Annotated in this window: 19 protein-coding genes and 1 pseudogene; 10 read left to right on the forward strand and 10 right to left on the reverse strand. The window is 35.7% G+C overall.

Translation table 11 applies throughout. The features are described from left to right. The first annotated feature begins 14 nt into the window (after positions 1-14). The 3 genes from HL41_RS03655 to HL41_RS03665 are packed head-to-tail and all read left to right on the forward strand — an operon-like array spanning position 15 to position 1,635. Positions 15-230 carry a sulfurtransferase TusA family protein gene (locus HL41_RS03655; RefSeq protein WP_022854842.1) on the forward strand — a complete coding sequence of 72 codons (216 nt, stop codon included), beginning with the start codon at positions 15-17 and terminating at the stop codon, positions 228-230. Beyond that, the gene (locus HL41_RS03660; protein WP_081856532.1) at positions 230-793 is read left to right on the forward strand and encodes a DUF3343 domain-containing protein; all 564 of its coding nucleotides are present in this window, start codon (positions 230-232) and stop codon (positions 791-793) included. The genes HL41_RS03655 and HL41_RS03660 overlap by 1 nt, the downstream gene beginning before the upstream one ends. Further along, positions 781-1,635 carry an NAD(P)H-hydrate dehydratase gene (locus HL41_RS03665; protein WP_038060325.1) on the forward strand — a complete coding sequence of 285 codons (855 nt, stop codon included), beginning with the start codon at positions 781-783 and terminating at the stop codon, positions 1,633-1,635. The genes HL41_RS03660 and HL41_RS03665 overlap by 13 nt, the downstream gene beginning before the upstream one ends. On the opposite strand, the pseudogene HL41_RS09620 reads toward HL41_RS03665, so the two are convergent. Next, a pseudogene (locus HL41_RS09620) lies at positions 1,636-1,881 on the reverse strand (cyclophilin-like family protein); the annotation flags it as partial. Positions 1,882-2,266: 385 nt separating this feature from the next. On the opposite strand from HL41_RS09620, the gene HL41_RS03675 reads away from it, so the two are divergent. The 3 genes from HL41_RS03675 (at position 2,267) to HL41_RS03685 (ending at position 4,139) form a co-directional block, all read left to right on the forward strand. Further along, positions 2,267-3,424: a UxaA family hydrolase gene (locus tag HL41_RS03675; RefSeq protein ID WP_038060323.1), complete on the forward strand. Its 1,158-nt coding sequence runs from the start codon at positions 2,267-2,269 to the stop codon at positions 3,422-3,424. A gap of 94 nt (positions 3,425-3,518) precedes the next feature. Then, the gene (locus tag HL41_RS03680) at positions 3,519-3,824 is read left to right on the forward strand and encodes a UxaA family hydrolase (RefSeq protein ID WP_038060321.1); all 306 of its coding nucleotides are present in this window, start codon (positions 3,519-3,521) and stop codon (positions 3,822-3,824) included. 99 nt (positions 3,825-3,923) lie between these two features. After that, positions 3,924-4,139, forward strand: a complete 216-nt coding sequence (locus HL41_RS03685) for a DUF2905 domain-containing protein (RefSeq protein WP_038060439.1) — start codon at positions 3,924-3,926, stop codon at positions 4,137-4,139. Positions 4,140-4,143: 4 nt separating this feature from the next. On the opposite strand, the gene HL41_RS03690 is transcribed toward HL41_RS03685, so the two are convergent. Genes HL41_RS03690 through HL41_RS03700 form a run of 3 tightly spaced genes read right to left on the reverse strand, consistent with a single transcriptional unit; the run spans position 4,144 to position 8,821 of the window. After that, entirely contained in the window at positions 4,144-5,223 is a 1,080-nt protein-coding gene (locus HL41_RS03690) for a CofH family radical SAM protein (RefSeq protein WP_051754478.1), read from the reverse strand. 27 nt (positions 5,224-5,250) lie between these two features. Then, positions 5,251-8,244, reverse strand: coding sequence for a PD-(D/E)XK nuclease family protein (locus tag HL41_RS03695; RefSeq protein WP_038060319.1), 2,994 nt, complete (start codon positions 8,242-8,244; stop codon positions 5,251-5,253). Next, positions 8,189-8,821 carry a hypothetical protein gene (locus HL41_RS03700; protein ID WP_038060316.1) on the reverse strand — a complete coding sequence of 211 codons (633 nt, stop codon included), beginning with the start codon at positions 8,819-8,821 and terminating at the stop codon, positions 8,189-8,191. The genes HL41_RS03695 and HL41_RS03700 overlap by 56 nt, the downstream gene beginning before the upstream one ends. Before the next feature lie 91 nt (positions 8,822-8,912). Here HL41_RS03700 and HL41_RS03705 point away from each other — a divergent pair, with 91 nt between their 5' ends. Further along, positions 8,913-9,980 carry a branched-chain amino acid aminotransferase gene (locus HL41_RS03705; RefSeq protein ID WP_038060314.1) on the forward strand — a complete coding sequence of 356 codons (1,068 nt, stop codon included), beginning with the start codon at positions 8,913-8,915 and terminating at the stop codon, positions 9,978-9,980. Positions 9,981-9,993: 13 nt separating this feature from the next. Here the strand turns inward: HL41_RS03705 and HL41_RS03710 are convergent, their stop codons facing one another. The 4 genes from HL41_RS03710 to HL41_RS03725 form a co-directional block, all read right to left on the reverse strand. Next, positions 9,994-10,446, reverse strand: coding sequence for a tetratricopeptide repeat protein (locus HL41_RS03710; RefSeq protein ID WP_038060312.1), 453 nt, complete (start codon positions 10,444-10,446; stop codon positions 9,994-9,996). Between the two features lie 269 nt (positions 10,447-10,715). Next, positions 10,716-11,471, reverse strand: a complete 756-nt coding sequence (locus HL41_RS03715; RefSeq protein WP_038060310.1) for a DUF2851 family protein — start codon at positions 11,469-11,471, stop codon at positions 10,716-10,718. A 61-nt stretch (positions 11,472-11,532) separates the two neighbouring features. Continuing rightward, entirely contained in the window at positions 11,533-15,246 is a 3,714-nt protein-coding gene (locus HL41_RS09005) for an Eco57I restriction-modification methylase domain-containing protein (protein ID WP_038060308.1), read from the reverse strand. A gap of 9 nt (positions 15,247-15,255) precedes the next feature. Continuing rightward, complete coding sequence (locus HL41_RS03725) at positions 15,256-18,474, reverse strand: helicase-related protein (RefSeq protein WP_038060436.1); 3,219 nt, start codon at positions 18,472-18,474, stop codon at positions 15,256-15,258. 540 nt (positions 18,475-19,014) lie between these two features. On the opposite strand from HL41_RS03725, the gene HL41_RS03730 reads away from it, so the two are divergent. Together HL41_RS03730 and HL41_RS03735 are read left to right on the forward strand one after the other, a co-directional pair. Then, the gene (locus HL41_RS03730) at positions 19,015-20,295 is read left to right on the forward strand and encodes an OmpP1/FadL family transporter (RefSeq protein WP_038060307.1); all 1,281 of its coding nucleotides are present in this window, start codon (positions 19,015-19,017) and stop codon (positions 20,293-20,295) included. A gap of 20 nt (positions 20,296-20,315) precedes the next feature. Then, positions 20,316-21,842 (forward strand): AMP-binding protein, encoded by a 1,527-nt coding sequence (locus HL41_RS03735; protein ID WP_081856469.1) that lies wholly within the window; start codon positions 20,316-20,318, stop codon positions 21,840-21,842. Here HL41_RS03735 and HL41_RS03740 read toward each other — a convergent pair. After that, complete coding sequence (locus tag HL41_RS03740) at positions 21,839-22,738, reverse strand: cation diffusion facilitator family transporter (protein ID WP_028840998.1); 900 nt, start codon at positions 22,736-22,738, stop codon at positions 21,839-21,841. The two genes, HL41_RS03735 and HL41_RS03740, sit on opposite strands and share 4 nt — an antisense overlap. Positions 22,739-22,821: 83 nt before the next feature. Here HL41_RS03740 and HL41_RS03745 point away from each other — a divergent pair, with 83 nt between their 5' ends. Beyond that, the gene (locus tag HL41_RS03745) at positions 22,822-23,559 is read left to right on the forward strand and encodes a 2-phosphosulfolactate phosphatase (RefSeq protein WP_038060306.1); all 738 of its coding nucleotides are present in this window, start codon (positions 22,822-22,824) and stop codon (positions 23,557-23,559) included. On the opposite strand, the gene HL41_RS03750 is transcribed toward HL41_RS03745, so the two are convergent. Beyond that, positions 23,554-23,946 (reverse strand): CBS domain-containing protein, encoded by a 393-nt coding sequence (locus HL41_RS03750; RefSeq protein WP_022854860.1) that lies wholly within the window; start codon positions 23,944-23,946, stop codon positions 23,554-23,556. The two genes, HL41_RS03745 and HL41_RS03750, sit on opposite strands and share 6 nt — an antisense overlap. Between the last annotated feature and the right edge of the window lie 168 nt (positions 23,947-24,114).

Raw genomic sequence — 24,114 nt, forward strand, 5'->3', positions numbered from 1 at the left:
CAGGAGGGAGAAATATGCCAGAAGTAGTAGATGCAAGAGGACTTTCTTGTCCAGAACCGGTATTACGTACCTTGGAAGCAATCAAAGCTTTAGGACAAGGAGAACTGGAGATATGGGTGGATAACCCTACCGCTAAAGAAAATGTCATTAGAGCAGCTAAAACCTCGGGGTGGGAGGTAGTTGAAATAAAAGAACTTCCTGATAGTATTAAGCTGGTGATTAAAAAATGATGGAATGGCTTAATAAACTTTTACCAACCAAAAGAAACAAAAAAGATAAAACAAACCAAAGTTCTCAAAAGGCTCTTCTTATATTTGAAAACACCTCTGAGGTGATCCAAGCTGAAAGGATTTTACAAAAACAAGGTTATAAAGTAAAGGTAGTTGGGCCTCCTCCTGAAGTTAGAAAAGGATGTGACCTTGCTATAGAAGTACCAGTAGTTGAAATCCCAGGTATAATAAACCTTCTAAAAACTCAAAAAGTAGAACCTTTAGATTTCGTTTCCTTTTCTGAAGAAGAAATTTTAAAGCCTGTAGACCTTTTTCACGTAAAAGACTTTGGAGAGTATTTGATGGTAAGGGCTGCTAACATGAAAATAACGGTAGATAAAAGAACTCTCACCATCGTTAATGTTTCAGGAGGAGGATGTCCTGATGTCCCATACTTGGCTTCGATTTTGGTTGGATTAAACCTGAAACATTCTTTCCCTCCTAAGGAAAAAGGACATACCCTCTGTGGATATGCCTTACATTTAGCTTATGAAAAAGCTAAAGAACTGTTATGTTCGGAATAGCAGGCATTATCCCTGATGAAACACTCCCTTTGGTTTATGGAGTTCCTGTTTTAAATGATAATCGACTTATCATAGACCGATGGCAAATTCCTATAGAACGTGGAACTGCTGCCCTCATCGCCTCTGCCATAAAAACCTTGGAGGTTTTTGAAAAGTCCAATCCAATAGTTTTTCTGGTTGGAGATATAGGTAAAGGTAAGGGAAGTAAGATTCTATATCAGTTTTTAGCAGAAAAAATTTCTCAAACTTCCTTTCAGGTATTTACCTTTCATTATATCCTTCCTGAAGTAGACGGCTGTTTAAAAGTAATCTTCTCGATAGAAAAACTTTCTAAAAAACCCTTTTTAATAGCTGACGCAGGTTTTATGTATGCGGTAAAAATGGCAGGATATGCTAACTTTTTTGACCTTTTTACTCCAGACTTAGGTGAATTAGCCTTTTTAGCTGATGAAAAAGCCCCTCATCCTTTTTATACCCGAGGTTTTCTTCTCTCAAACGAAAAGGACATAGAAAGCTTGATAAAACGGGCATATCAACATCAAAATGCCCCTAATTATCTTTTGGTCAAAGGTGAAAAGGATTGGGTAGTCTGCAATCAAGAAATTTTAGCAACTGTAGATGAACCTTTACTTCCAGAGCTTGAAGCTATAGGTGGTACAGGAGATACTCTCACAGGTATAGTTTCTGCTTTGATTTATGCAGGATATCCACCAGAAAAGGCATGTATTTTAGCGGCTAAAGCTAACAGGTTGGCTGGTGCCTTAGCTTCTCCTACCCCAGCTACTCAGATTTCAACCATCATCGATTTTATACCCAAGGCCTTAAAAAAACTGACTGGTTAATTATTCCACAGGAATAATCGTTATTTTTTTAGAATTTTTAAGTTCTTTTAACTTTTTTGGATCTTCTAAAAGCCTTCCTACAAGGTTTACTTCACTGGCAGGTACAGGCTCATCGTCAACAGAAATAGGGGTTGGTCCAAAAAAGATAGCTAAAGCTTTTCCTGGGGGCCAATAACCTATGTCTCCTGATTTTACCTTTAAGGTAGCTGTTTCGTCCAAAGGATGGTCTAAAGGTATAGAAAAGTAAAATTCATCACCTCAGGTGTTTAAGTAGGATTCTATGGGTAAAATTTTGTAGACTTCTTGACCGCAGGGAGTATCAAACAATTCTGCCAAAACTTCTTCTTTTCCGTCAAAGATCAACTTAACCTTCATCTTACCTCATCTCCCCGTTTAATATTAATTAAATTTTAATGTAAACCTATCTTTTTTAAAAAACAAGAATTTAAAACCGGTGGTCTTTTTAATCTCATAAAGCTTATAAACGTGCACTACAGGTAGCTATACAATCGTTTGTGAATAAGATTTGTTATGTAAACCTTATTTTAAATCTTTCCTTATTTTGTTTTTATGAATAAAATTTATAAAAGAAACTAAAAGACAGATAAATATAATCAGGAGGTAAACAAAGATGAAATTCAAAGGTTATGTTAGACCTAATGGAGAAGTAGGAGTAAGAAATCATCTTTTGATAATTCCTACCGTAGTCTGTGCAAGTACTGTGGCAGAGAGGATAGCTTCTTGTGTAGAAGGAGCGATATCACTTGCCAATCAACATGGATGTTGTCAAATTGGAGCCGATCTTGTCTTGACTGAAAACGTCCTGATAGGATTAGGAAAAAATCCTAATGTAGGAGCAGTACTTGTAGTGTCATTAGAATGTGGAGGGGTTTCGGCTGAAAGAGTGGTTGATGAAATCGCAAAGACAGGGAAACCTGTTGAGTACGTAGGGATACAGAAAAGTGGGGGAAGTTTAAAGGCTATAGAAAAAGGAACAAGGCTGGCAAGTAAAATGGCTCAAGATCTTGCTAAACTCGATAGAGAAGAAGTTGATATCTCAAATTTAATCTTATCTGTCGAATGTGGAGGTTCTGACACAACCTCAGGACTTGCTTCTAATCCTGTGGCTGGTTATGTAATGGACAAGATTATTGACCTTGGGGGGACAGGTATATTTTCTGAAACTGCCGAAGTGATCGGTGCAGAACATATCCTTGCAAAAAGAGCAGTAAGTAAAGAAATAGGAGAAAGGTTAATTTCGGTAGTTAGAAGAACAGAAGAGAAAGCTAAAACAATGGGGGTAGATATGCGTGGGGGTCAACCTACTCCAGGCAACATCGAAGGAGGTATTAGCACGATCGAAGAAAAGTCTTTAGGTGCTATTTACAAAGGAGGAACCAAACCTTTGCAGGGAGTATTAGAGTATGGTGAAAAACCACAAGGTAAAGGATTGTACTTTATGGATACTCCTGGGCAAGACATTGAGTCCATAACTGGAATGACAGCAGGCGGTTCGCAAGTTGTTATCTTTACTACCGGTCGTGGTACTCCCACTGGTTCTCCAATAGCACCGGTTATCAAGATTACTGGAAATCCTGAAACTTACAGAAATATGGAGGACAATATAGATTTCAATTGTGGCACTATAATCGAAGGTACAGAAACAATAGAAGAAGCCGGAGAAAGACTGTTTAAACTTTTGATAGAAGTTATTAACGGATCATTAACAAAAGCTGAGGCTTTAAAACATAGAGAATTTGGCATGTTTAAATTAATTTCTACTTTTTAAAAAAAATATAAAATGACAAGGGTTTCCATTTTTACACCTATTTCAAAAAGTTTTAAGTGGTTTAATGAGAATATTTCTTAAGGAGGTACCAAGTATGACTGAAAAAAGAAAATTTGCAGTCGTTATTAATAAAAATGACAACGTTGCCACAGCAGTCAAAGATCTATCAGTAGGAGAAGAAGTGTATATAACTATAGATGGGCAAGAGGTAAAGATCACGCTGTTGTCAGATATTAAATTTGGCCACAAATTTGCGATAGTTGATATAAAAAAAGGAGAAAACGTCATCAAATATGGAGAAGTTATCGGTAGAGCAACCTCTGACATTAAAAAGGGAGAACATGTACACGTTCATAATATTGAGAGTTTGAGAGGGCGTGGCGATTGGAAGGTAAGCTAAAAATATAATTCTAATCTAAAACTTAAGGGAAGACTGATATAATTAAGATTTAAAGTTGAAAGTTTTGTAACGATGATTATATTTTAAAACATGCCTGAGATGTCAGGTTTTGGAAAATTTTTAGTATTATTAGGAATTTGCTTGATATTACTGGGAATTTTTATCTCTATACTTCCCAAGATACCTTATATAGGAAAACTTCCCGGCGATATTTATATCAAAAAAGATAACTTTACTTTCTATTTTCCCTTAGCAACTTGTATTTTAATAAGCATTTTACTTACCATTATTCTTAACCTGCTTTTTCGTAAATAAGCTTTTAAATCTCTACTGGTTCACCCCCTATTTCTTGGATAAGTCTTTCAATTTCTTCTTTAGAAAGATGTACCACGGTATCCTTTCTCATAGATTGGCTTATTTTTTCCTCTATCACCGTTCCGTGAAAATGGTCTGCTCCCCATAACAGGGCTATCTGAGCTAATTTTACCCCCAGAAAAACCCAATAAGCCTTGATATGAGGAAAGTTAGACAAAATAATCCTTGAAATAGCGATAGTTTTTAAAATCTTTAAAGCAGAAGGCCCGGGTAGATAGGAAAGTTCATTGCCTTCCGGTATAAAGGCCAAAGGGATAAAACAATAAAACCCTTTGGTTTCTTCTTGGGCTTCTCTGAGGGTTAATAGATGGTTTATTATCTCTTCGTCTGTTTCTAAATGTCCAAAAAGAAGGGTAGCATTAGTAGGTATTCCTAATCTATGGGCTGTCTTAGCTATCTCAAGCCATCTCTGATAACCAATCTTTTTAGGATAGAGCTCCTTATGAAGTCTTTCTGAAAAAACCTCCGCCCCTCCTCCTGGAAGAGAATTTAACCCTGCTTGTTTTAGCTCGGTTAAAACCTCTTCTACCGGTTTTTTAGAAATTTTCGATAACCAGTCTATTTCTACACAGGTAAAAGCTCTAATTCTTAAAGAAGGAAAATTTTCCCTTACCTTACGTATCAGTTCTACATAGTACTCATAAGGCAACTCTGGGTTTACCCCTCCTACTATATGAACTTCTTTTAATTCTGGTGTTGATTTTAACGTTTCTATAATCTCTTCTACTTGATAGGTATAACCTCCTTTTTCACCAGGCTTTTTGTGATATCCGCAAAACTTACAATTAGTAGTACAAACATTAGTATAGTTAATATGTCTGTTTATCGTATAATAATAACGTTTTTGATGCAAATTTTCTTTTACGACATTAGCCAGGGTGCCCAGAAAATAAAAATCTCCTTCTTGATACAACCTTAAAGCCTCTTCGAAGTTTAAAGTTTTTCCAGAAAGTATTTTTTCTGTTATTTCTCTGTAAAAACGGTTTTTCTCTGCATACTTTTCTAACACCAGAGAGCTTTCCACCTTATCCCTCCTTTTTTAATAATTACACTATATTAAATAACGATAATTTTTGCAAAGGGGTAAATACTCACAGTACTTACAGAAGTCTTCTTTTTCAGTAAAATAAAATTTTTCTGAGAATAACATATGATTAACTATCCATTCTAAAAAACTTTTGGCTTCTTTTTCAAAAAACTGATTTACCGCAGCGTATTCTTTCTTTTTAAGATTAAAAAGAAAATCTTCAGGTTCCTTAAAGTTAGAAGGTCTAATAAACCCTGCGTTTATGATATAATTATCTACCTTTGAAGAGATAAATTTCTGTTTATTTTTATAGAAGAGATAGCAATAAAAAAACAACTGAAAGTTTGCAAGGCTGTCTCCAAAGTTTTCAAGTATTGAACATAAACTTTCTAAGTCATATTTATCTGGCAGAGAATATTTATTTATAAACTCTTTCATTTTTTTAGGTTGAGGAGATATAGAAGGATTGCTTTTAAAATCCATAATTAAATATTTTCTCACCTCTTCTTCCCTTTCTATCAAAAAATCAAAAATGCCATAAAATGTAATATTTAAAGTCCTACCATCACAAAGCACTATATCTTCTTTAGTCTCAAGATCTTTTTCTAAACCAAGAAGTTTATGCGCTTTTATCTTTTTTTCTTCTTCTTTTTTCCTTAAAAATTCAAAATATTTTAAAATACTTGCCAAAGTTATAGTTTTTGAAAGGTAATGACTTAAAGGATCAAATTTTTTTTCAAACTCAAAATTTTTCCATAGAATATCAAATTTATTTTTAATCCTATTTTCATCATAAATTTCTAAGATCAAAAACCTTTTTCCTTCATAAGGCCTAAAAAATTCTTCAAAAAAACTGTGAATAAATTTTCCTGGATCTTCTACCTTAAAACCCAACCTCTCAGGTTCTCTAAGTTTCATTATATACTTAAAGAAAAATTTAGCCCCACACTTAAGATAGGTTTCGAAATAATAACGACTAACCCTTTCTCTGGATAAGTGGTTAAACAAACTCTCTTTTATTTTTTCAGTTTTAGGTATCCCTTCTTCTCTTTTTGAAAAAACACAAAAGTTAGGTTGGATGAGCTCTTCTTCGGGTTCCTTTCCTTGTTGCTCTAACTCCCATTTTAACCTATGTATAAACCTCGAAGGTTCTTTAACTTCCTGGGTAGTCGACTTCTCAACAAGCAGATAAAATAGGTGTACTTCTTCTGCAGAGTTTACAAGTCTATCAAAATAATAGCTCCAAAGTTCATTGTGATTAAAAATAGGTATTTTTAACCAAGATTTAATCTCGTCGGTAAGCAACGGGTTAAACTTTTGAGAAGGAGGAAAACTTCCTTCGTTTATATCTAAAAGGATAAGCTTTTTAAACGAAAGAAGTCTTGTTTCCATAAGACCAAGGATCTGTAATCCCCTAAGAGGGTCTCCAGACAAAGGAACTTTTTGGGTTTTCAAAAGATACTCTAACAAGGTTAAGAGATTTTCCTTATTGTTTATAAAGGGAGGAAGGTAATCTTTGGTAAAAAAGGGAAGAACCTCTGTTTCTATTACCTCAAGATAGTTATGTAAGACTATATCTTGAAAAGAACTTTGAGACTTTAAATTAAAATCCTTGAGGTTTAAAAACTCTAAAATTTTTTCCAAGTTTTTACCTATATCCTTTGGAGATCTTATGGTTTCCCAGTTTTTAAAGAAAACCTGATGAACCTCCTTGATAATTTTTCCTATAATATCCTGGGTGTATTTACCTTGATGATAAACCCCAAATTCTTTTTCTATTTCTCCTAAATCTATGGTCACATAGCCCTTATTTCTAATGAAATCTTCTATAGGCTTAAAAAATTCCTCTCCAAAAGTATTGTCTGAAAAAGCACGATTAAGCATAGGATGTTTTATCACTTTTAAATAAGACTGGGTAGAATAAAGTCCCTGAATTTTATCTCTTTGAGCTTTTATAACCGCTGTGAGAAGAGAATTTAGAGGAAAACTATCGAGGGGATAAAAAAGAGAAATATTCACCTCAAGGGGAATATCTTTTTGTTCCAGTTTATAAATTAAAGGTATTAACGTATTCGGGTCAGAAAGCACGATCGCTATCTCGTCTGGCCTTTGAGGATTTTCCCTTATCAAGTCTAATGCCTTCGTTATTTCCAAATGTAAGTCAGTAGAGCGATAAATTTTTATAGAAGGAGTTTTTACCTCTTTTGCATAATATTTTTTAGGTAAAACTCTATAATCCTGGTTCATCCCAAAGAGTTGTAACGTGTTTTTCACCACGTTTGGCAAAACGGTAGGGTCTTCTTTGGGAACTTCGAATACTAAAAAGGCTTTTTCAAAATTTTTTAAAAAAACTTTAAATAATTTTTCTTCTATCTTTCGTAAACCAGCGAAACCTACCAGCCAAACCTCTTCTATCATAGAACCTAAAAAAGTTTTTTTCAAATCAATCTTTTCTAAAGTCTCTACTACCCTCTTTAACCTAAAAGTAGGGCTAACCCAACCCTTTTGGTTTAAAACTTTATTGTATTCAAGATAAATTTTCTTTAGCTTTTCGAAAATATCTTTAGCGATAGGAGGTAAGTTTTCAGGTGGATATACCAAATTTTGAGGCTCTGTATCCTCCTTTTCCAACTCTTCAAAAACCTCAAGAAATTTTATGCCCCAAAAAAAGTTTTTTTCAAAACTCTCGCTTACATTTTCTGATAAAACTTGAGGAAAAACCTCTAAAAGGGGTAAAAGCCTTAAAATCTTTGTGCCTGTTGGACAAGGGTGGTCTTCCAGCATGACATAAAGATAATCTACCAAGGTTTCTAAAGAAAAAATACGAGGGAAAAAACCAGCTTTGTTCTTCCCTCCTTTTTCTTTTAAGTAGTGTTTAAAAAAAAGGGCAGAACGTTTATTAGGAAAAACTATCCAGGTTTTTAAAATACTTTCGTCTAAAGACCTTCCATCCAGAAAAAAGTTAACTAAGGTTTTCAAAAAGTGAGAGTTGGCAGGAATTAGTATAGCTTGAGGCATCTTTTTTGGTTATTTCAATTATGTTAAAAGGCTCTAACACTATGAGGTATGCTGATATATTAACATCAGGATAAAGTTTTTGCAACAAAGAAACATAGCCCTTAAGTTGGTCTTCATCTCTAAGATCAGAAGCCTGATGAAGTTTAAACTCAAAAATTATCCAACCCGAAAGAGACTTAATTATTAAATCTGGCCTTACCATCTTGGCATCTTCTGTTTTTTCATCAAACAAAAAACCTTCTACTTCAGAATATATGTTTTTAGCCTGCTTTAAAACCTTGCAAATCAGTTTTTTAAATTCAATTTCTTCAAAAAGTTTAAGTAAGGTCTCTTTTGCGTTCTTTTCTATCTCTTCTTTCCCAAAAATAGGTTCTTGATACAGAGCTAAAGCTTTTTTTAGATAAAAGGAAATTTTTTGAGTAAAAAACTCTTTATCGTGAAAAAGTGTTTTGATATCTTTTTCACAAACCAATAAACTTTCTAAAGTAAAGTGTAAAATTTCTCCTATGAAACGGTTGATGGTTTCCTGGTTAAGCTGTCTTTTTGAGAGATTATTTTGCTTTAAGATTAACCCCATGTTTTTAAATTTTACCTCAAAAGAAGGTCTTGTCAAAAAAACGAAAAGGTATATTCTAAATTTGAGTTAAAATTAGACAGGAGGCCTAACCATGGAAATTGAAATTCATTTAGCTAAACCTGAAGATAGAAAGGCCCCTAATTTTGATAAACTTGTCTTTGGTAAAATTTTTACTCCTCATATGTTTGTGATGAAATATGAGGAAGGTAAAGGCTGGCATTCTCCAAAAATAATCCCGTTTTCGAACATAGAACTTCACCCTGCTGCTATAGTGTTGCATTATTCACAAACCATATTTGAAGGGATGAAGGCCTATTTTGGGGTTGACGGAAAGATTAGGCTTTTTAGGCCTTTTGACCATATAAATAGATTAAATCGTTCTGCAGACAGGATGTGTATTCCTCAGGTAGACCCTAACTTTGCCTTTGAGGCTATTAAAACTTTAGTTTTGTTAGACAAAGACTGGATACCTAAGCAAAAAGGATCAGCTCTTTATATAAGGCCCTTCATTTTTGCTACAGAAAATACACTTGGGGTAAAAGTTAGTCATGAATATCTTTTTATGATAATTCTTTCTCCTGTAGGCCCTTACTATGCCGAGGGATTTAACCCGGTTAAGATTTATGTAACTGAAGAATATGTAAGGGCTTGTCCAGGAGGAACAGGCGAGGTAAAAACTGGTGGAAACTATGCAGCAAGCCTTAAAGCCCAGGCTGTAGCTCAACAAAAAGGGTATACCCAAGTGCTATGGTTAGACGGAAAAGAAAGAAAGTATGTAGAAGAAGTAGGTAGTATGAACATCTTTTTCTATTTTTCTGACGAATTAGCCACCCCTGCTCTTTCTGGATCGATCCTTCCAGGGATAACCAGGGATTCTGTATTAAAACTTGCTTCTCATTTAGGAATTCCTGCTAAGGAAAGAAAAATTTCTATAGATGAAGTAATCTCAGCAATACAGGAAGGTAGGCTGAAAGAGTGCTTTGGAACAGGAACTGCTGCTGTGATTTCTCCGGTAGGAGAAATTTGTTACAAAGACAAACCCTATGTAATAGGGCAAGGTCAAACAGGAGAACTTACCAAAAAGTTTTTCGATTATATCACTGGAATACAATACGGAGAAAGAGAGGACGAGTTTAACTGGACGGTGGTGTTGGAATAAAAGGTGTATTGACCTAAAAATCTACTACTTTTCTGGCTTTAGCAAGTTCTCTCTGTACTTGTACAGCTTTGTCTAATTCTAAATCTGCAGCTTCTTCAAGCCCTTTTTCTCTTAATATTTGACTTCTTGCCATATAGGCAGCAGGATAAACCGGTTCTAAGTCTATAGCTCGAGTAAAAAGCTCAAGGGCCTTATCTAAGTCTTTTTTCTTATAATAAATTTGCCCTAACCTAAAATATAATCTTGGATTTTCTGGTTCTAACGAAAGAGCCCTTTCTAAATCTTTTTCTGCTAAGTCTAACTGATCTTTTTGCAAGTAGATCACAGCCCTTGCCTCTAAAGCCTTGATGTGGTTAGGGTCTAAGGCTAAGACCTTCTCAAAACATTCTAAAGCCTCGTCAAACCTTCTAAGGGTTATCAGTTTAGCTCCTTCTAAAAAAAGGTCTTCTATATCTACCTGAGACATAACCTCACCTCTTCTTACAATTTTTTCTAACTAAATTTATACTCTTTTGTAAATAAATCAACTCTGTAAGAGGACTATTTCAACGGCAACCTTAACTCAGCTCTTATTGATTACTATCTCCTTAAATGATCTCTATCTCTTTACGGCTTAAATCATAAAGCTTGTAGACAAGCTCGTCAATCTGAAGATCGTATTCTTTGAACTTGGCTTGCTTTAGAGGGTTGGAGGGTTACCGTCAGATTAGGTGAGAGAGATGGTTTTAATTCGCATTATCCTTCTACGTACTTCATGGCCCCAAAGTATTCTTTAACGTTTGAAATTTCCACTTTTTCCCTGTTAATCATAGAGGAAACCTTAGTATAAAATCTTTTTATTTTGCTGTTTACATCAAGAGGCGGGTGGACTTCAAAAAGCTTTAACAAAAATGAATGATATTTACTAAATGAATCATCTGCCAAAAAGAAAGGTAAAATTATGTTGAAAAACATTTCCCTTTTTCTGCTTATACCGATACGCTTGAAATTCATTATTTTTTCAACAGCCATCTTGGCAGATGACTTCTCCACTATACCGGTGTAATTGACCTCTATCTGCTTTTTGAAATAATTGTAAATTCCCATTTGAGTTGTTTCAGCTAGCAAGTGGGAAAAATCTTTTATTCTTCTGTCAGGAAAGTTTACGGGACGTATTGACCTGTAGTTCCAGTATGTTTTCTCTAATCTCAGGGAAATGTCAAAGTCAGGGGGAAGGCCAGAATAATCTTCTACAAATCCAGCTCTGTAGAGCAGAGCCTTTTCTATGAGCGGTTGAGTGTTGAGTTTTTTTATTTCTCTGTATGGAAGAAGAAGAGAAAGCTCCAAAAACTGAAGCTTGTTCCTGGGATAGCCAAGGGAAAGCATTAGCTCCCTGTAGAGGGCTTCGTCAAAATCAGCAATCTTCAAAAGGTTTTTCATCCGATGAATTTTTGAATATAAAACTTCTTCCCCGAACCTGCTAAGAATTTGCCGTAGTTCCGATGTTTGCATGTATAAATCCTACCTTATTGGAGCTTTATCGTATTCACCTTTTGATATATTTCCACCACATTTACACACTCTTTGCTTTATCCAGTCTTGCCTTTACAAGCTCGGCAACTGCCCAGTAGACTTCTTTGCGTTCTTGTTCAGTAAGTCCTAAAGCGTCAAAAACGATATCGTCAAGTTCTTTCCTGTCGGGTAGAGGGTTTGGCTCTTGTTCACGGATGGGATGGTTGGGGTCAAAACCAAGTTCGGTGAAGATATTTTCTATATTTCTTGATCTGAGTCTGTTAAAGGAATTTAATATTTTCCTTGAAACAACTTCTGGATTTACCACCTGTATATTTACCAAATCAACGCCTAAAGAACTCAGGCCACCCTCTCCGAGAACTTTTCTTCCATGTAGCTCTTTACCAAACCACACCATGGTAGAATTAAGTATGGCTCCCGTAATATCAAAATCATATTTTGGATATAACACTGAAAATGTATCCGCAGCATAAATGTGCGAACGATAAATTCTATGTGAATCGTTATGTATTCTTGACCATAAATATGAATTTTTTTCCTGCTCTCCCAAATCCCACCATAAATTTCTACTTCTACATGTTGGTCTTTTGTGATATTTTTGCCTCTCCCCGCACTCAATATACTCCAACGTCTTTGTCCCTTTCAGTTCCCCCTTGCTCTTATGACACATAAAAACCAAATAATTCAAATCCTCAAGCTTTACCATTATGGTTTTTAGTTCTCTTGGGCTTTTTATAACCGGCTTTAAAAACTCCGCCTCAATTTCACCTTCCCAGCCAGCACCATTTTTTACTCTGATTAATGCTTTTGGATCTCTTTCAGCAACTTCTACAACTTCCTTAACAGTCATACCAACTGGTTTAAGATAAAAGAATTCGTTGGCACCTGTTTTGATTCCAAATCTTACCTCTGCAATATCTCCCAATCTTACCAGTTTATCTTTTCCTTTTTCCAGAATCTTAAAATAAATCTCTGGTGCTCTTAGGTATTTCCCACCCCATTTGTTGCCGATATAAGGTAAAGATTCTACAGAATGCCTTAATCCTAATTCTGTTTCTTCTTCTGGATATTCCACGCCCTCTTCTAAAAGCTCTTTTTTGGTTTTTGGATAAACTCTAAAGAGAAGATGGTCAAAAATAGGTTTGTTTGCTATTTCAATTTCTTTAAGAACATCTGGCGATATGGCTTCTTCAAATGGCTTTTTAAAAGCAACGAATTTTATTACATAATCTTCCAGTTTGTTTGCTGGCTTTTGGATTAAAACAATCACCGTGTTAACATCTGCCTGCTTGAATGAACGCTTGGCAAGGTTGTCAATTATGTAAATTGGCTTCATGTTTTTAAGAAGAAATTCCTGAAGTCCTGCACCATATCCTACATCAAGCCAGCTATTGGAGTTTATGAAGCAGAAAATCCCTCCATCATTGAGCAAGGATAAGCCCTGATAGTAGAAGTACACATATAAATCACTCTTTTTGTCTATTTTTTTAACATCTTTCCAGACGCTTTGAACTGCTTGTATGAGCTTCTCTTTGTATTGTTTTTTAATCTCTCTCCATTCATCAGGAGTATAATTTTCTTCTCTTGCAAGGGGTGGGGCTATAAGTTCTTGCCTTACATACGGTGGATTTCCAATAACGATGTCAAAACCACCCTTTTGAGCAAAAACTTCTGCAAAATCAATTTCCCAGAGAAAGTAATCCTTCTTTTCACCTTTACCGATTGTATAAAGAACATTTTGGTATTTGTGTATTTCATTTTCAAATTGCTTTATTTCTTCTTCAAGTTTTTTTAGTTCTTTTTCTTGTGATCTATCTTTTTCAAAAAGATCTTTTTGACCTTTTAAGCTATTTAATTCTTTCTCTTTAAAATTTCTTTTTTCTGTTAATTCATCAATTCTTTTCTGCAAAATCTCCCTGAAAATCTCCATCTCTAAGCTTTCTATCTCATACTTTTCTTTTAAGTCTGCACTTCTTTTTCCGGAGAAATAATCTGCTTTTCTATCAATCAGTTCGGCAATTTTCTGCTGGATGGATTTTGGTAATGTTTTTAGAGCATTTCCTCTTAAATTTATGAATACCCCTCCTATCTCTTCAACCAGTGAGTCACCCTGTCGAATTTTAAAAGAAAGGTTTGGAAGAAGTGGCTTTGTGTAAATGTCCATATATTTTTCATCGGTTTCAATGATGAGCGAAAGCCAGAGACGAAGTTCACCAACCATCACAGCCCAGTCTTTGATGTCAACACCGTAAAGGTTTTCAAGGATTATTCTGTTTTTCAGGGCGAAGAGGTTCTCTTCCCTGTTTTCTATCTTTCTTGTGAGTTCAGAATGAAGCTCCACCAGCACGCTCATCATTCCAACAAGAAAAGAAGCAGAGCCAACCGCAGGGTCAACAATTTTAACCTCTTCAAGGTATCTGCGGATGAGTTTCAGATTATCAATGTTTTCGTATTTGCTGATTGATGGTGGATTAAAAATAAGGTCTATCAAATCTTGCTTGTCAATGCCTGCTTTAGCATGAAGATATTCAACTAAAGACAGCCTGCACATTAAATCTATTTCGTTTCTGGGGGTGTAGAAAATTCCAGAAGAACCACGTTCCTCTTCGTTTATCAAGGATTCATATACTTTACCGAGCATTTCAGGGTCAACCGCAACTTCCACGTCAAGAGGTGTTGCCTCATCAATGGTAAAATTGAAAATTTCAAGAAATCCCTTCTTTTTGTCAGAAGACCACAAATCAGGCTCAAACAACCATTCAAAAACTTCATCAGGCACATCAAAGCCAATCTTATCTAATTCATTCTCCGAGAAAAGACCGCCATTTAAAAAAGGCATCGTGGAGTAAGATTCTTTAATATCGTCAGGCAACTCAGAATGGATGAATTGAAATCTTTTATTAAATGCTCCAAAAAATAGGCTTTTTAACCATATAGAATAAAATTTATCCTTTTTACAGTGCTTTTCTTTGTATTTCAACCACAGATTTTTTAAATAACTTTTGTCTTGCTCGTAGTTTTTCCATTTAAGCCATCCTTTCTTCTGAAGGAAGTAAATAAACAGGATTCTTGATAAGAGTTGTTGTGCAAAGGAATGTTTTTTCTCATAAGGAATTTCGTTTATATTCTCGTGTTTTAGATTTTTGATAATTACTTCGTGGAGCGCATAGCGGTAGGCATCAAAAAATTCTTGAGTAACTACTTCAACATTAAAAGCCTCTTCCAGATCTTTTAAGGCAGGTTTCCAATCATCATTTTCAAGAAGCGGTAAAAACCTGCTCTGGGCGGTGTGGCTCTTTTCGTTCTTTCCTACAAGGAAAGACCATCTTCTGGCGGGGGTAATTTCTTCTTTAACCTTTTTCTCCTCAAAACGATAGTCCATCTTAACAAGTGAAAATCTCCAGTCTTCGCTGGTTGGGGAGACAAAGGCAACCAGCGCGGCATCTGTTAACCTCCCCTTCAGATACCAGGCGATGAAGTTTCTCTGCATCGTCCTTGCACGTTCAAGGGAAGTTTCTTTCTTAAGCTCTACTATAAGAAGGTCTATCTCCTTTCCGTCGTAGTTATACTTTCCAACTCTTTCCAGAGTCCTTACGTATTTTTCAAAGGCGTCTGGGATGTAGTTCCCCTGATAGACAAAGGTGCTTTCCTCAAAGGATTTCAAAAGGTTTCTCAGGAAATAAACAAAGCGGTCTTTAGCAAAGGGATTTTCAAAGGTGTTGATTATAAGCTTTTTTGCCTGCTCTCTATCCATGAGTTTCTCCTACTCACCGTTCGCCAAGTATAAGGAGAGTATAACTTCTCTCTTTTCCTCGGTTACGATGGATACTTCAGAGTAATGACTTTCAAGAAGTCTGTTTGAGATTTCTTTATGCAAGACTGCAATAACCTTTAAGGGATTTAATTTTTCTCTGCCAAGTTTATTTAGCTCAGACAGGACTTTTTTTACCGTTTGTTTAGGCAAGGCTCCACGCTCAAGCTGGGTTATGACTCGTTTGAGGTATTCTTCCTGATCTTCGGTGAGCTGTTTGCTGTGACTTTGCGTTGCCTTAAGCTCTATAATAAGTTTGCTATAAATATCTTTACTACTATGCTTGTGTTTTACTATCTCTTCTGCTGTTGAGTAAAAGAATGCTGTTTTATTCTTGTGTAGCAACTCGTAGTAAGTTTCAACGGGAATTTCTACCCTCTTTTCGTCAACTAATGATTCCAAGATTTTAGCAGTAGTCAAAAAATCAAGCTCAATCGTTCTATTCTTCTCTGATAAAAAAAACTTCATTAGCTTTCCCTTTCTGAAAAATGTAACGAGAGAGCCGGGACTGGCAACATTACTTAAAGATGGATTGAAAACTTTCCCTGAGCGGGCTTTTTTGGGGAGGCATTTTATCTTTTCAAAGAGCTCTGGATTTTTGTCCCTTATGTCCTCAATAACTCTCAAATACTTAAGTTCGCTTTCTTCTTCCTCATCTTCTGTGATGGTCTTCTTTGAAAGGAGTTTATCAAATAACTCATGAGAAGATACAGGCTCACCTTCAGTCAGAATGGCGCTATCTCCACCAAGCAAGGTAAGGAAGGCTTCTATCTTTGAACGGGCGATGTTTGTAAGCTCTATCTCAGACTCAGACTGTTTTGTTGGAAAAAAGTTAAAGGTGTAAATTTTGTCAAAGGGGGTGTCTATACGGTTAACCCTCCCCACTCTTTGCATCAACTTCGTTGGGTTCCAAGGTATATCGTAGTTTATCACTATGTTTGACCTGTGAAGGTTGACACCTTCTGAGAGAACCTCTGTTGACACAAGAATTCTATAATCATCCTTTTTATTCTTGGCCCTTGCGTCAAAGTTTTCTATGACTTTGTCCCTGTCGGCTTCAGATGAATTTCCGTGGAAAAGGAGCGCGATTTCTTTTTTGAAATACTCGTTTATCTTTTCTGTTAAATACTCTGCAGTCTCTTTTGATTCCGTGAAAATAATTACCTTCTTGTCCTTAAGTATTGGGTTATTTTCAAGGTTTGAGAGTAGGACTTCAATTTTGGGGTCTCTTTTTATTTTGCCCCACATTGATTTTATTCTTTTTAAAATTTCAAGGTCTTCTTTCAAATCTCTTCCAAACTCAGGCCTGAAATCTTCTTTGTTATACTTCTCTGCCTTTCCTTCATCAATAATTTTCTGAATTTCTTTATCATCCCCCTTTTCTATGAGGTTAAATATTTTATTTATATAGTCCTTACTTACATACACATTCCCTTTTTCAAATTCTTTAATGAACATTTCATATGAACGAATAAACCTGTCAATGCTACTTTTGAAAGCGTGGAAGCTACTTTCAAGGCGCTTAACAAGAAGGACTTTCATAAAGCCAGCCATGTTCCTCTGCGATTGCTCTTCAAGAGGTTTTATTCCTTTTTTTAAATAAAGAAGTGGCGTGTAGCGAGCATATTTAAACTCTTGAGTTATGAGCCTTACTGTTTCTGTGAAAATTTCATCTTCTTCATCGTTGAGCTGATAGTAAAGGGGCTTAGGGTCTTCAACCTCTGGAAACTTGACGTTGTTTCGTCCTAAATCTTCGGCAAAGTATTTCTCAATCTCGCTTCTTGTTCTCCTGATCATGATATGTTTCAGCACTTTGTTGCGGATTTCTTTGGCGTTCTCTCTTGTTATTTCAAGGAATTTTTCGTAATCTCTCTGACGATTGACTTTGCTTAGCCTTCTTTCAAGCTCTTTGAAAAACTCTTCAAGATTGCTAACACCTGGTATGGTGCTTTTTCTAACATTCTGAAAGAGTTTGATTTGAGCAAGAATATCGCTTGGGTAGTTATTATAAGGAGTAGCAGATACCAAAATCACCCTTTTTCCACGGCATATCTCTGCAAGCTTCTCATATCTCTTGGTCTCCTCTGTTCTGAAGTAGTGTGCTTCGTCTATCACAACATTTTTATATTCTCTGTTTTCTATCATCTGAATGGCATCGTCAAGTTTGCCGATTGATACGAAATCAGCCTGCACGTTAAAATCGGAAAAAACATTAGGCCATGAACCGGGATTATTTTTGGTTAGGAGTGCAGGAGGGGCCACGACAAGCGTTCTTCCATCAAGCTGTTTTACGAGCATCGCGGTGATATAAGTTTTTCCGAGCCCAACCACATCGGAAATGAATACCCCACCATGTTCTTCTAAAATCTTTTTTGCGTTCAACACTGCTTGTTCCTGGTATTCAAACCGTTTAAACCCTTGCGGTAAGTAAACCAAAGAAAGTTTTTCCTTCAGAGAAAGGTCTTCTTTAAAGTATTCGTAGAGGAATTTCAGATATAATTCGTAAGGGGTTATGTTATCGTTGAGCCAGGTTTTTTCATTGATTGTTTGAACATATTTCTCACTGACAGGAACAGCCTCAGACCACAACGCTTCAAATCTCTCTTTGGCAAAAAAATAGTCGGATGGATTTTTCAGTTCAACGTTGAATTCCAGTTTTTTCTCAAGCCCAGAATAAGTAAGGTTGCTTGAACCTGTAATAACCCTTCCAATGTCTCTGTCCCCCTCTCTAAAAGTCATGATATAGAGCTTTGCATGAAGTTTCTTTGATGGATATGCTCTTATTTCAAGCTTTCCTTTTTTTATCCATTCGATGAATTTTTTAATCCCAATTTCAACCTTAAGGTCATCTTCAGAATCAGCCATTTCTTGCTCAATCAACTCAACCACCTTTTCTTTTGTTTCTGCATGAGAAGGACGTGAAGACGGATTCTGTGCCGACTTTATCAATTCAAGGGTTTGTCTATCCGTTCCTAAACCTATGAGAATTCTTATCTTTTCAGTTTTTTCTAAAGGTTCAACAAGTAGGTGAAAGCCACTCAAATAAAAATACGCAACCAGACAATCAAAGTACTTACAGTCCTTTATAAGCTCACACAGTCTATCTGTTAATTTCTTCCCTGATTCGTTAGTTATGAAGGTTAAATCAAGAGGCACTTTTTCATTAACCATAGTATTTTTATCTTGATTTAAACATTTTGTCATTTAAAAATTACTACTATATACCAAATAAATACCATATAAACAAATCTGAGTCAATAAGGTAGTGTTCCCCCTAATTTGCCGATAAAAATTTATAATCATCCATAATCTCCCCATTTTCCAATTGCTCTAAACGATTTATAATATCACCCATTGGGTAAAAAAATTTTCTAAATCTAAGAGGGTGCCATTATACTGCAAAACTCTCTTAACTTCAAAATCCTGATAACTAACAAAAATCTAACAACTAATTCAGAATTTTTTTGTTGGTGCCTTTACCTGATTCAAACAGATGTTATAGTGCCTGGTAATGTATCCAACCTATCCTTCTTATCCTTATAGGGGGAGATCATATCTGGTAGATTAAAATTTTTAGTCTAAAAATTACAGGAAATTTTTTTGATTTTATTTTCTATTAGTATTTTCGTTATAAAAACCCTCTTGATTTATTGAAAGTTTTTTGCTAAATTGGTTTCAATTTTTTATAAAACTGAAAAATGAGGTAGGCTTATGTTTTTGAGTTTATTTCTAATTTTTTTAAGTTTTTTTCCGTTCTTAGTATTAAAGGCTTATGGGGCTGGAATTGCTATCTATGAACAAGGGGTTAGTGGGCTTGGCAATGCCTATGCAGGGGCTGCAGCTTCGGCTGAAGACGGAAGTACTATTTTTTACAACCCTGCAGGACTCACTAAACTTACCAAGCCTGAAATTTCCTTAGGTACTCATGTAATCATACCTACCGCTCATTTTAAAAACACAGGCTCGATTAAGGCTGATAAAACACCTCTTACTGGAAACAACGGCGGAGATGCAGGGGTAATAGGGATAGTTCCTAACCTTTATGTTTCAACCCCGATAAATGAAAAGTTTTTTTTAGGTATAGGGATAAACTCTCCTTTTGGATTGCAGACTGAGTATGACAAAAACTGGGTAGGTAGATATCATGCTATAAAGTCAAAGCTTATAACCATAAACTTAAACCCGGCTATGGCTTATAAACTCAATTCAAAGGTTAGTTTGGGTTTAGGGGCAAACTTTCAACGGGCAGAGGCAGAAATAACCAATGCAATAGATTTTACCAAATATGGAATTACTCAAGATGGTTTTGCCAGATTAAAAGGAGATGACTGGTCTTTTGGTTGGAATGCAGGCATTCTCTATGAACCCTCAGAAAATACCAGATTGGGTGTTGCTTACAGGTCTAAGATAACCCACCAACTAAAAGGAAAGGTTAAGTTTGAAAATATCTCTTTTCCTTTAAGCAGTATATTTCATAAAGATAATGTTAAAGCCCGTCTTGACCTTCCTCCAATGCTATCTTTTAGCGGTTTTCATAAGCTAAACTCAAAATGGACCGTTTTGGCAGACATCACCTGGACTAGTTGGAGCAGGTTTGAAGAATTAAGAATTAAGTATGATACTTTAACCATAGGAGACACAGTGATTACCACCAAGTGGAAAGATTGCTTCCGCTACTCTATAGGCTTATCTTATCAACCTACCTATAAATGGGTTTTTCGCTCAGGCATAGCCTATGATGAAACCCCTATTGCTTTTGATAAACATAGAACTCCAAGGATCCCAGACACAGACAGGTTTTGGATAGCTTTAGGTTTAGGTTATACCTTATCTGAAAAACTGAAGTTTGATTTAGGATATGTGCACATATTTTTTAAAAAATCTTACATAGATAAAGACCCTGTAGGAGAAGATGAACGAAGAGGTGGTTTAAAAGGTTATTATCGAGGTCATGTAGACATAATAAGCGCTCAGTTGCGTTATAGTTTTTAATTTGAAAAGAGGGAAAGAACATGCAACTTCATGAAAAATTTATTTATACAGCTAAAGCCTATCCTAATAAAATAGCTATTGTTGACAGAGCCATTGATAAAAGGTTTACTTATCAACAAGCCTTGATTGCAAGTCTTATTTTTTCCCGAAAAATAAGAAAATTTAGGGATCGATTGATTGGAGTTATGCTTCCTAACTCCTCTGCAGCCGTCTTTACAGTAGTAGGTATTCTTATGGCTGGAAAAATCCCAGTGATGATTAATTATTCTACCGGTCCAGAGTATAACATAAGATATGCAAGGGAAAAATGTAGTTTTAAGACGGTGGTGACTTCTAAGAAACTGCTTGAAAGGGTAAACTGTCCAGTTTTGGAAGACATGGCTTTTGTAGAAGACTGGATAGAGGAGATAGACTTAAAAGAAAAGTTAATCTCGTCAGCCATCTCACGGCTTCCTTTAAAATTTCTTATGACTTATTGTAACATCGATGAAGATGCAGAAAAAACAGCAGTTATACTTTTTACCAGTGGAAGCGAAAAAGACCCTAAGGCTGTGGAATTAAGTCATAAAAACATTCTTAGCAACATAGAAGGTTTTAGTGAGATGGCTAAGCTTACAGAAAAAGACATCATACTTTCCATTTTACCTTTTTTTCATGTTTTTGGGATAACCGTAAATCTCTGGACACCACTTTATCACGGTATGACTTTTATTACCTATCAAACCCCACTTGAGTATCAAAAGATCTGTCAAATTATAAAGGAAGAAAGACCTACAGTTATGGCGGCTACTCCAAGTTTTTGGTGGGGGTATCTTAAAAAGGCAGAACCAGGAACCTTTGACAGCTTAAGGCTTATGGTAAGTGGAGCAGATAAATGTCCTCAATCTCTTAGAGATGCTATGTGGGAAAAGCACAGAAAAATACTTTTAGAAGGCTATGGGACTACTGAGACCTCACCTGCCATCTCAGCTAACATGCCTGATGCTAACAAACCTGGGAGTGTAGGAAAACCACTCCCTAACGTGGAAGTTATGATAGAGAACTACGAAACAGGAGAAAGGTGTGGGCCTAATGAAATAGGAAGAATTTTAGTAAAAGGTCCTAACGTAATGAAGGGTTATTATAACGATTTAGAAGAAACCTCTATGAGGATAAGACATGGATGGTATGACACAGGAGATATGGGTTATTTAGATGAAGATGGTTATCTCTGGCATGTCGGAAGACTTAAAAGGTTTGTTAAAATAGGTGGAGAAATGATATCTTTGGTTAAAGTAGAAGAGGAGTTAGAAAAGGTTCTACCTAAGGAGATAGAATGTTGTGTGGTAGAAGTACCTGATGAAATTAAAGGGGCTAAAATCGTTGCAGTGGTAAGCCAAAAGATAGATGAAAAGTCAGTGGTAAAACAACTTGCTAAGGTGCTCCCAAATTTAGCAATGCCTAAACAATTTTTAATCATCGAAGAACTCCCTAAGATGGGAAGTGGGAAAATAAACTTTAGTAAAGTACAAGAAATGGTGATAGAAAGGCTGAAGCTTAAAGGTTAAGGTTTTTTCTTTTCATCGGGTTCTATATGGATGGTTACCTTGATGTCTCCATGTTTTTCTGAGATGTTTTTTTCTATTTCATTACAGATATCGTGGGCAGATTTAATAGACATCGTTTCTGAAACGGTTAGATGAAACTCTACAAATCCTTTTCTTCCGGCTCTTCGTGTTTTGAACTCATGGATGTCATGAATCTGTTCTTTTTGAGGATGATTTTTGATGGTTTCAGAGATGATGTTTTTGATAGAATCAACCTTTTCTTTGGGTAAGCTTGCATCAAGAAGAGAATTTATCGATTCTTTGGTAATTTTATAACCCATATAAAGTATATTGACCCCTAAAACCATAGCTATCAAAGGATCTAAAATCCATATATTAAAAAATTTAGCAACAAAAAGACCAATCATTACCCCTAAAGTAGTTAAAACATCGGTAAATATGTGATGGGCGTGTGCTATTAGTATCGGTGAGTTTTCTTTTTTTCCTTGTAAATAGGCTATAAAAGAAATAAACCCGTTAAGGACTAAAGTTATTCCTATTAAAACAAACCCCTGATTAAGATTAGGTGGTGGTTGAGGAGTTTGAAGGTTTTGAAAGGCCTTCCATAAAATAGAGATAGATGCAATAAAAATAAAGGTAGCTTCGACGATAGAAAAAAGGTATTCTATCTTAGTGTGGCCATAGGGATGTTCAGGGTCAGGCGGTTTAAGAGCTATCTTTAAGCCGATAAAGGCTGTTAAGGCAGAAAAGATGTTTATGGTTGATTCCATAGCATCCGAATAGATAGCCACAGACTTGGTAATAAGATAAGCAAAAATCTTTATTAAAAAGATTAAGACAGCCAGACCTAAGCTTATAAGAGAAACTTTTGTGCCCTGAAAACCTTTAAGTTCCATCGTTTTCTAATTTTATCACAGCGACAAAAGTTTGAAAAGAATTAGGGCTTGACAACCGAGGATATCGTTTAAAAATAAAGGGTATGTTTAAAGTTTTTTTATCTCCAGGCAGCAAGGGTTGTCAAAAGGCAAGAGATCTTAAGGCTATAGCAGTGGTAGTAGATGCTCTAAGAGCAAGTGCTACTATAGTAACTTTGTTAGAAAAAGGGGTAGAAACTATCTTTGTGGTTTCAGAGGTAGAAGATGCCTGGGCATTAAAAAGAGAGTTACCCCAGGCTATGTTAGTAGGAGAAAGAAACAACCTTATAATAGAGGGTTTTGACTACAGTAACAGTCCTTCAGAGATATTTTCTGCTTCTAACTTAAAGGGTAGGTTAGTTATTTTTACCTCAACTTCTGGAGCAAGGAGAATCCTTGCTTGCAAAGGAGCTACCAGGGTATTTGTGGGAACTACCTTGAACGCAGAAGCCTTATCTGCGGTTTTAAGAGAGGAAAGCCAAAAACATCAAAAAGATATTGTTATAATTCCTGCAGGGGTATATGGAAAAGAAGAGTTTTCAGAGGAAGATGTGGTAGCTTCCTGGGAAATAGCTAAAAGGATAGGATTTAAAGTGATAGATGAGACAGGTTTTTTAACAGAAGAGGTCAAAAACCGTACAGTAGAAGAAAATTTTTATTTATCTAAGCATGCTAAAGAATTAATAGAACTTGGTCTAGAAAAAGATGTTAAATTTTGTGCTCAAGTAGGAGTAGCTAAAACCATCCCAGAGGTTTTTCAGTTTATAGAAAAAGCAGCATTAGTCAAAAATCGTCTATCATAGAAAAGGCTTGATGATATCTCTTAGGGTTATGATACCTACAACTTCATCTCCTCTGGTTACAGGAAGTCTGATCAATCCTGTCATTTCCATAAGTTTCGCAGCATATTTGATGTCATAAAATTCAGGTACAGTTATACAGGGTTTGGTCATTATTTCTAAAACTTTGACCTTTTCTAAAGGTAACCCTTTAGCTATTACTTTGTAGACTATATCTTTAACTGTGATGATTCCATAAGCATCTTCTTCGTCTGTTTTTTCTACCACCAATCCTCTACAACCATTTTTTATCATAAAATCTGCCGCTTCTTTAACTGTGGCATTTCCGTTGATGGTAAACACAGGGGTACTCATAACATCTTTAACCCTGATTTTTTCAATCTCTATCATAGCCCTTCACCCTTTAATTTTTTGCCTCTATTATAATAAAAAATTAAAGCACAGTCAAGGTAACCTGCTTTTTTAAGTTTAATAATCTTCAAATTAAACCCATAGAGGCTGAATTAGGTTGTCAGATATTATATAAAAATTATTTTAGGATTTCGTTAGCCATAGCAT

Source organism: Thermodesulfobacterium commune DSM 2178, from assembly GCF_000734015.1.
Classification (GTDB): Bacteria; Desulfobacterota; Thermodesulfobacteria; order Thermodesulfobacteriales; family Thermodesulfobacteriaceae; genus Thermodesulfobacterium; species Thermodesulfobacterium commune.

Coding starts and splice junctions, on each gene's coding strand:
- HL41_RS03655 (WP_022854842.1), top strand. CDS start 15: ATGCCAGAAGTAGTAGATGCAAGAGGACTTTCTTGTCCAGAACCGGTA.
- HL41_RS03660 (WP_081856532.1), top strand. CDS start 230: ATGGAATGGCTTAATAAACTTTTACCAACCAAAAGAAACAAAAAAGAT.
- HL41_RS03665 (WP_038060325.1), top strand. CDS start 781: ATGTTCGGAATAGCAGGCATTATCCCTGATGAAACACTCCCTTTGGTT.
- HL41_RS03675 (WP_038060323.1), top strand. CDS start 2,267: ATGAAATTCAAAGGTTATGTTAGACCTAATGGAGAAGTAGGAGTAAGA.
- HL41_RS03680 (WP_038060321.1), top strand. CDS start 3,519: ATGACTGAAAAAAGAAAATTTGCAGTCGTTATTAATAAAAATGACAAC.
- HL41_RS03685 (WP_038060439.1), top strand. CDS start 3,924: ATGTCAGGTTTTGGAAAATTTTTAGTATTATTAGGAATTTGCTTGATA.
- HL41_RS03695 (WP_038060319.1), bottom strand. CDS start 8,244: ATGCCTCAAGCTATACTAATTCCTGCCAACTCTCACTTTTTGAAAACC.
- HL41_RS03700 (WP_038060316.1), bottom strand. CDS start 8,821: ATGGGGTTAATCTTAAAGCAAAATAATCTCTCAAAAAGACAGCTTAAC.
- HL41_RS03705 (WP_038060314.1), top strand. CDS start 8,913: ATGGAAATTGAAATTCATTTAGCTAAACCTGAAGATAGAAAGGCCCCT.
- HL41_RS03710 (WP_038060312.1), bottom strand. CDS start 10,446: ATGTCTCAGGTAGATATAGAAGACCTTTTTTTAGAAGGAGCTAAACTG.
- HL41_RS03715 (WP_038060310.1), bottom strand. CDS start 11,471: ATGCAAACATCGGAACTACGGCAAATTCTTAGCAGGTTCGGGGAAGAA.
- HL41_RS09005 (WP_038060308.1), bottom strand. CDS start 15,246: ATGGATAGAGAGCAGGCAAAAAAGCTTATAATCAACACCTTTGAAAAT.
- HL41_RS03725 (WP_038060436.1), bottom strand. CDS start 18,474: ATGGTTAATGAAAAAGTGCCTCTTGATTTAACCTTCATAACTAACGAA.
- HL41_RS03730 (WP_038060307.1), top strand. CDS start 19,015: ATGTTTTTGAGTTTATTTCTAATTTTTTTAAGTTTTTTTCCGTTCTTA.
- HL41_RS03735 (WP_081856469.1), top strand. CDS start 20,316: ATGCAACTTCATGAAAAATTTATTTATACAGCTAAAGCCTATCCTAAT.
- HL41_RS03740 (WP_028840998.1), bottom strand. CDS start 22,738: ATGGAACTTAAAGGTTTTCAGGGCACAAAAGTTTCTCTTATAAGCTTA.
- HL41_RS03745 (WP_038060306.1), top strand. CDS start 22,822: ATGTTTAAAGTTTTTTTATCTCCAGGCAGCAAGGGTTGTCAAAAGGCA.
- HL41_RS03750 (WP_022854860.1), bottom strand. CDS start 23,946: ATGATAGAGATTGAAAAAATCAGGGTTAAAGATGTTATGAGTACCCCT.